We start from the raw sequence: 7012 nt of genomic DNA on the forward strand, positions 1-7012 counted from the left end.
CGACGGGTCAGCTGGTGCGCCCGACGATCCACCACGGCACCTGCTCGAAGAAGGTGACCGCTTCGTCCCGCCACCGTGGCCGCCAGCTCGCGGCCACGGCGACCGCCTGCTGCGCGTAGCGGTGCATCTCCGCCTGCATCGTGTCCGGTACGCCCCGGCGCTCGCCGATGGCCCGAACGGTGGCGAGGGCGTCCGGCGTGCAAGACGGGTCGCCGAGCACCGCTTCCACCGTGCGCCGCTCGGCGGGGTCGGCGGCAGCGAGCAGGGCCTGGACGGTGTAGCTGTGCCGGCCGTCGCGGAGGTCGGTGCCGATCGGCTTGCCCAGGGTGGCCGCGTCCCCGTACAGGTCCAGGTAGTCGTCGCGCATCTGCCCGCAGATCCCCACCAGCCGTGCGTAGTCGCGCAGCTCCTGGTCGAAGAGCGCCGGCTGCTCACCCGCGGCCAGGAGGCCGAGCTGCAGGGGGGCCAGAATCGAGTAGCGGGCGGACTTGTAGTCGGCCACGCAGTGCAGGATCCCTTCCTCCGGTGCGGTAGTGAAGTCCCGTTCCAGGTCGATGATCTGACCCATGAACGTGTCGGTTGCCGCCCGCGTCTGCACCGCGACCATGGCCTGCCGCACCCCCACCGGAACCTTCGCCTCCAGTAGCACCCGCAGTGACAGGGCCAGCGCGAGGTCCCCCGCGAGCACCGTCAGCCCCAGGGCCGTCTGCGGGTGGCGGGGAAAGCGCTCGCGGTAGGCGTAGTAGGTGGACGGCCCACCGCGACGGGTGGAGCTGTCGTCGATGAGGTCGTCGTGCACCAACCCGTGGGTCTGCAGCAGTTCGATGCTCAGTGCGGCGGCGTCCAGGCCAGCGACCGGGTCCGCCGTGACCAGGCGCGCCGCCTCGTGGAGCAGAACGACCCGCATCCGCTTTCCGCCGCGCAGGGACAACTCCCGCAGCAACTGAATGCACTCCGGGGTGAAGCGGCTGAACGACGGCGCATTGAGCCCGGCGATGACTGTCGCGAAGTACTGTTCGAAGAGCGCGTTGAACCGGCGCTCGTATCCGGCGGCACGGTCAAGGATCTGCTGGGTCATCATGCGGTCTTCCTGCTCGAGCGGCCGAGGCCAGTGGTCACAGGTGCGACGGTACGGGGCGGTGCCCGCGGTCGCTGCCGCGACCGGGTCAGCAGGCGCAGGCGGGCATCGTCGTGCAGGGTGACGGCGGCCCGGGTCGGCGGGGCGACGCGCCCGGATGCCGTGTACGGCGCGCATGGGCCGAACAACGGGAGGTATATGGTCACAATGGGGCGTATGAGACGACGGCATCAGCGCTCGGCCCGCGCCCGGCATGAACAACTCGCGCCCACGTCCGCCCCGGCCCCAGAGCTCCCCAAAGCGCCGTCGGCCGATCGGGACGCCCCGGAACCCGTCGCGGTGGCGCACGAAGTGGATTGCTGCGACGCGCGGCTCGACAGGCGGATCATGCTGGGGGGCACGGTTCTGGAGACGCGCACGCATGCGCTCGATTGCCCCGTCTGGTCAGCGCGCTGACGGCGACCGGCCCACCCCTGCCGGCCGCGCGTCCCCGTATCTGTGCCGATCCCGTCCGACGAGGAGGGCGGTGCCACGGCGCCGGCTAACTCCCGCGCCGGTGCTTCGCGCGGGTAGGCCCCGGCCTCCTGTCCCCGACTCACAGTGCGAAGCAGCGACCGAGGTCATGCGATCGTTGATGCCTGCCGGAGTGCGAAACGCCTGAGGCGGGCCGCACCCGCGTCGGCGATACTGGGTCCATGGAGTACGTCGGCCGGGTGCCCGCCCCGCCGCTCGACTGGTTCATCGACGACATCTACTGCCTGACCGGGGCGCCGGGTCACCGCCGTATGGCCGTCCCGCCGATGCCGTCGGCGCACCTGGTCATCAACCTGGGTGAACCTGCTCGCCTGTGGGATTCCGACCCTTCGGTGTCTCCGGAAGCGGTGTCGGACGGGTGGTTCGTGGGTCTGTGGACGAGGCGTTTCCTCTATGAGTACCCCACGCGGGTATGGCTCGTCGGGGTGCACTTCAAGCCTTGGGGGATGGCGGCGTTCGTCGACATGCCGGCGACCGAGTTGCGGGACCGTTGGGTGCCCATCGACGCCGTGTGGCAAGGGTCCGTGGACCGGATCCGCAACCAGGTCGGCGAGGCCAGGTCCACCGCCGAGACGCTGCGGATCCTGGAGGAGGAGCTGCGCTCGCGCCTGACCGAGGCACCGTCGCGCGGGCTCGACCTGGTCCAGCACACCGGCGGATGGCTGGAGACCTCCCACGGCACGGTCCCCGTCGGTGCGCTGAGCGACGCCGTCGGAGTCAGCAGCGCCACCCTGGCCACGCAGTTCAAGGCGAACGTCGGGGTCACCCCGAAGAAGGTGGCTCGGAGGTACCGCTTCGCACAGCTGATCAGGTCCGTGGACGCCATGCGCCCGGTCGACTGGACGGAGCTCGCCCTCATCGCGGGCTACTTCGACCAGGCCCACTTCAGCAAGGAGTTCAAGGACTTCACCGGCCACACCCCGACGGAGTACCTGGCGCTGAGACGCCGGATCCCTCCCGAGCGGGATTTCCCGCCGGACGACGGTCCGATGCCTGCATTTTGATTTTTTACAAGCGCAACGCTTCTGGAGGCCCACAGAATCGGAGGTGACCATTCCTGCAGATTTGGGGAGACCTTCATGGGCTCAGCGATCATGCACAATGTCGTGTCGGTAGACGGCTTCATCGCCGACAAGAACGACGGAGTCGGGCCGCTCCACGACTGGTACTTCAGCGGGGACACCCCGCTCACGGAAACCGGCGCCGGGGACGGGGGCTACGACCACTCCCAGGATGGGAGCGGCTTCAAGCTCTCACGTGTTTCGGCGGCGTACGTCCAGCCGGTGTGGGACTCGATCGGTGTGATCGTGATGGGCCGCCACCAGTTCGACCTGGTGAACGGTTGGGAGGGTCGCCCGCCCGCGGGCGACCACGTGGTCGTGGTCTCCCAGCAGCTGCTGGAGGATCCCCAGGTGGTCATCCAGGGCAACCGGGTGCTGCATCTGAGGTTCAAGGTGCGCCGCTGGTGAAGCCGCCCGCAATCTGGTCGGTCCGGACGCCGATGCACGGCCCGCAACACGTGGCGTCACACGGGACCATCTCGTCGGCGCCATCGTCGAGCACTGCGGCACGTAGGAACTGGCCAAGGCCGCCCCTGACGACGAAAGCGCTGTCCGGGCCGTGGCGCTGTCGGGCGGTTGCGCTCACGTTGCAGCCTGCGGCCTCACGAAGGAGGCGGACGCGAAGCGGCGGGACCGTCAGCAAGCCCAGCGGCCTACCGTGCACCGCGGGTCAGAGATAGGCGACCGGGGCCGGTATGAGCAGGAGGAAAGGAAAGGACAGCCGTCAGAAGGCGGCCGGGGGAGCGGGTGGCGGCCCCGGAACGGGCGCCCGCCGGTATTCAGGCGGGAGCGATGTTCTCGGCGTGCGGACCCTTGGGGCCCGGCGCGATGTCGAAGACGACCTGCTGGCCCTCGGTCAGTGCGAGAAACCCTTGGCCCACGATATTCGAGAAGTGGGCGTACACGTCGGTGCCGCCCCCGTCCTGCGCGATGAAGCCGAAGCCCCTGGCCGCGTTGAACCATTTCACGGTGCCGGACGCCATGTCGTTACTCCTTGGGACCCGTACGCCGGAATTCTCGGTACGGAGATATTGGGCCGTCGCGACGCTGTCCTGTCGGAATGAGCGGCGGGAAATGAAGAACTGTTTCCCGGGGCTGCAGGTGGCGACGAGGACGATGCTGTTTCGAAGATCATGAATGCAATCTTGAGTCGACGATAGCATGGCCGGGCGGCCCATATGGCCCATAGAATTACCTTCTGTCCAATGCCGCAGGAACGCTCTCTGCGCGGGCCGTCAAATCCTCATCCCGCAGTCGCAGATATTGAGCGGTACGCAGCGAGGGTTCCGCGCAGGGGTGGTGCGGTCGGGCCGCGGATGGGCCCCTTCGCCCCGCGGCGGTCTGCCGGCCGTCTGCCGCCGGGGGAGCGGCGGCAGACGCCAGGTCAGATGAACCGCCACCGGTGGTCCTCGGTGCCGTTGTCGTCCCAGAGGACGATCTGCGCTCCCTGGGCGGTGGAGGCGCCGGAGACGCCGAGGACGCGGCCACCGCCGGCGCACTGGATCCGGAAGGTGTCGCCCCCGGCGTGCCGCAGGCGCCACCGGTGATCCGCGGTGCCGGTGTCCGCCCATTGCACGATCCGGGCGCCGTTGGCGGTGCCGCCGTTCTCCACGGCGAGCACCTTGCCGCTGTGGGCGTTGCGCCAGCGCAGGTATCCGCCGGTGTCGACCACGGCCGTCCAGAGGTGGTCGGCGGTGCCGCTGTCGTCCCACTGCACGGCGAGCGCGCCGTCGGCGGTGGACATGTCCCTCACCCCGAGGACCCGGCCGCTGGCGACGTTCTGCAGGCGCTTGGCGCCACTGGGGACGAACCCCCACTGGGCGGCGGCACCGGTGTCGGGCACCTGCACGGCGGCCGCACCGTTGGAGGTGGAGCCGCCGGCGATGCCGAGCAGCTTGCCGGTGTGGACGTTGCGCAGGTGGTGGTAGCCGTTGCCGGCGTCGACCACGGTCCACCGGTGGTCGGCGGTGCCGTTGTCGGCCCACTGCAGGATGGGGGCGTTGTCGGCTCCGGACATGCCCTGCACGCCAAGGACCTTGCCGCTGTTGGCGTTGCGCAGCCGCAGGGCGGTGCCGTCGACGATGAGGACCCAGTCGTGGTCGGCGGTGCCGGAGTCGGTCCACTGCAGGGCGGCGCCGCCGTCGGCGGTGGACATGTCCCGGATCCCGAGGACGAGTCCGCTGGCCGCGTTGGCGAGACGGAAGGCGGGACTGCCGGTCCGCCAGTAGACGCTGTAGTTGAAGCCCTGGGCGTCGTGGAACGGGGCCAGGGCGACGGGGGTTCCGTCGGCGGTGGCCGTGAAGGCCAGGGCGGTGCTGCTGGTCCGGGTGACCGAGGAGGGGTCCAGGGCCGGGAGGGAGGTCAGCGAGGAGCTGCCGTAGTTGCCCGCCAGGACGACGGGACCGTAGGTGACCGCCGCCACCCCGGGGTTGTCGTTGGCGGTCCGCAGGGTCACCCGCATGGGGAGGGTGACGGTGACGGTGTCGCCGGCGGCCCAGGACCGGGTGACGGTGGCGTAGGTGCCCGGGTCGGCCGCGACGGGTTGGGTGACGCCGTTGACGCTGACGGTGGCGCCCGCGGCCCATGCCGGGATGCGGACGCGCAGCGACCACGTCCCGCCAACGCTGCCGGTGACCTGCAACGTCGTGGTGGTGCCGGCGGGGTAGGAGGTGGTCTGGGTGACCGTGATGCCGCGCTGGGTCCAGTTCAGGACGGAGGGCAGGAACAGGTTCACCGTCAGGGTGGTGCCGTCGTGGAAGTAGATGGAGTCCATCAGCTTGGTGTTGGACTCCACGCCCGTGCCCTGGCAGCACCAGAAGGTGCCGTAGTCGGTGCTCCAGGTGCCACCGCCCCACGCCGGGCCCACGCCGCGGCGGCCGCCGGGGTTGAGGGGGGTGAAGTAGGTGACGTGCCCGTGCGGGTCGGCCGGGTTCTGGGCGCCGACGACATGGTTGAGCAGCGCCTGCTCGTAGAAGTCGAAATACGCCGCCCGGCCGGGGTCCAGCTGCCATAGTTCCCGGGTCAGTTTGAGCATGTTGTAGGAGTTGCAGAGCTCGCAGGTGTCGTTGACGAGGAAGCCCGCGATGGCGTTCGGGGCCCGGAAGTGTTCCGCTTGGCTGTTGCCGCCGATGGCGTAGGTGTGCGCGGTGGTGCAGATCGTCCAGGCATTGGCGGCGATGTCGCGGTACCGGGTCGTTCCGGTGGCCTTGTACTCGCGGACCGCTCCGATCCACTTCGGCACCTGCGTGTTGGCGTGCAGGCCGCTCAGCTGGTCCAGGTTCGCTGCGAGGGGATCGAAGACCGCGGCGTGGTCGAAGCGCTGAGCGGTGGTCAGCCAGCGTGCGTCGCCGCTCTGTTGGTAGAGGTCGGCGAGGACCGCGTTCATGCCGCCGAACTCGACGCCCAGCAGCGCTTGCATCGTGCTGCGGCTGAGGGGGGCGGTGCGCCGGTCGACCCAGGCGGCGAGCGCGAGGAGCACGTCGCGGGCCTGCGTGCTGCCGATCAGGCGCCACACGTCGAGCAGGCCGGCCATGGTCTTGTGGAGGCAGTAGTACGGGACGTTGCCGTTGGTGAGGGTGCCGGCTTCGAGGCGGGTGAAGTCGGCCTCGGGGAAGCCGGAGAGGTAGCCGGCGGAGAAGCCCGCGGCGGCGTTGTTGGCCTGGCAGCGGGCGAGTTCGGCCACCATGCGCTCGGCCTTGTCGCGGCAGGTGGTGTCCCCCAGCGCGGCATAGGCCTGCGCCCAGGCGGTGAGGAAGTGGCCCTGGACGTGGGTGCGGAAGGGGAAGGCCGGGTCGTCCCAGCCTCCGGTGGGCGTCGCGGCGTTGGTGGAGAGCCGGTGGTTGGCGCGGAAGTTGTACAGCAGCCGCTCGACATCGACGAAGCGGAGGTAGGTCAGGGTGCGGTTCTGGTTGTCGAGCCATCGGCTGCCGGTGAGCCGGACCTGACCCAGGTCGAACGGCAGCGTCGACACGCCGGCATCGGCCCGGGCCCCGGGAGCCTCCGCCGCGGCCGCGGCGGGGCCGAGGGTCGGGCCGGCCACTGCGGCCGCCGCCGCGACACCGGTCGCCTTGATCATGGTGCGGCGGCTGAGGGGGTGAGCCGGCATGGCGATCTCCAAGGTCGGTAGGAGAAGACATCGGGGCGGGAGCGGGCGTGCGGCAGGAGGCATCGCCGCACGGCGGAGAAGTCGCCGGCGAGCGGTCGCGTCCCGTGCGGGCCCGCGTCGACGGCCGGAAAACGTGGGGTGGACGCGCAGACCATTACCGACAGTGCGAGCGAACCGTGGCACGAGTGGGGCAAGCCGCTGTCTCTGGTCGTCGTCGACCGCCTGCAGCACCGG

The 7012-nt window shown here is 70.1% G+C and carries 5 protein-coding genes; 2 read left to right on the forward strand and 3 right to left on the reverse strand.

Annotation, left to right across the window (positions count from 1 at the left end; all coding sequences use genetic code 11):
- Positions 1-7: 7 nt before the first annotated feature.
- Positions 8-1078: a polyprenyl synthetase family protein gene (locus ABZ721_RS36505; protein ID WP_358793106.1), complete on the reverse strand. Its 1071-nt coding sequence runs from the start codon at positions 1076-1078 to the stop codon at positions 8-10.
- Between the two features lie 695 nt (positions 1079-1773).
- On the opposite strand from ABZ721_RS36505, the gene ABZ721_RS36510 reads away from it, so the two are divergent.
- On the forward strand, positions 1774-2616 hold the full coding sequence (locus tag ABZ721_RS36510; protein WP_358793101.1) for a helix-turn-helix domain-containing protein: 843 nt from the start codon (positions 1774-1776) through the stop codon (positions 2614-2616).
- Positions 2617-2691: 75 nt separating this feature from the next.
- Entirely contained in the window at positions 2692-3081 is a 390-nt protein-coding gene (locus tag ABZ721_RS36515) for a hypothetical protein (protein ID WP_358793102.1), read from the forward strand.
- 371 nt (positions 3082-3452) lie between these two features.
- Here the strand turns inward: ABZ721_RS36515 and ABZ721_RS36520 are convergent, their stop codons facing one another.
- Both ABZ721_RS36520 and ABZ721_RS36525 read right to left on the reverse strand, forming a co-directional pair.
- Entirely contained in the window at positions 3453-3656 is a 204-nt protein-coding gene (locus ABZ721_RS36520; RefSeq protein WP_358793103.1) for a cold-shock protein, read from the reverse strand.
- A 401-nt stretch (positions 3657-4057) separates the two neighbouring features.
- Positions 4058-6778: a beta-L-arabinofuranosidase domain-containing protein gene (locus tag ABZ721_RS36525; RefSeq protein ID WP_358793104.1), complete on the reverse strand. Its 2721-nt coding sequence runs from the start codon at positions 6776-6778 to the stop codon at positions 4058-4060.
- Positions 6779-7012 lie beyond the last annotated feature (234 nt).

Origin of the sequence: Streptomyces sp. NPDC006733 (assembly GCF_040636125.1) — a bacterium.
GTDB lineage: Bacteria > Actinomycetota > Actinomycetes > Streptomycetales > Streptomycetaceae > Actinacidiphila.

Coding starts and splice junctions, on each gene's coding strand:
- ABZ721_RS36525 (WP_358793104.1), bottom strand. CDS start 6,778: ATGCCGGCTCACCCCCTCAGCCGCCGCACCATGATCAAGGCGACCGGT.
- ABZ721_RS36510 (WP_358793101.1), top strand. CDS start 1,774: ATGGAGTACGTCGGCCGGGTGCCCGCCCCGCCGCTCGACTGGTTCATC.
- ABZ721_RS36505 (WP_358793106.1), bottom strand. CDS start 1,078: ATGACCCAGCAGATCCTTGACCGTGCCGCCGGATACGAGCGCCGGTTC.
- ABZ721_RS36520 (WP_358793103.1), bottom strand. CDS start 3,656: ATGGCGTCCGGCACCGTGAAATGGTTCAACGCGGCCAGGGGCTTCGGC.
- ABZ721_RS36515 (WP_358793102.1), top strand. CDS start 2,692: ATGGGCTCAGCGATCATGCACAATGTCGTGTCGGTAGACGGCTTCATC.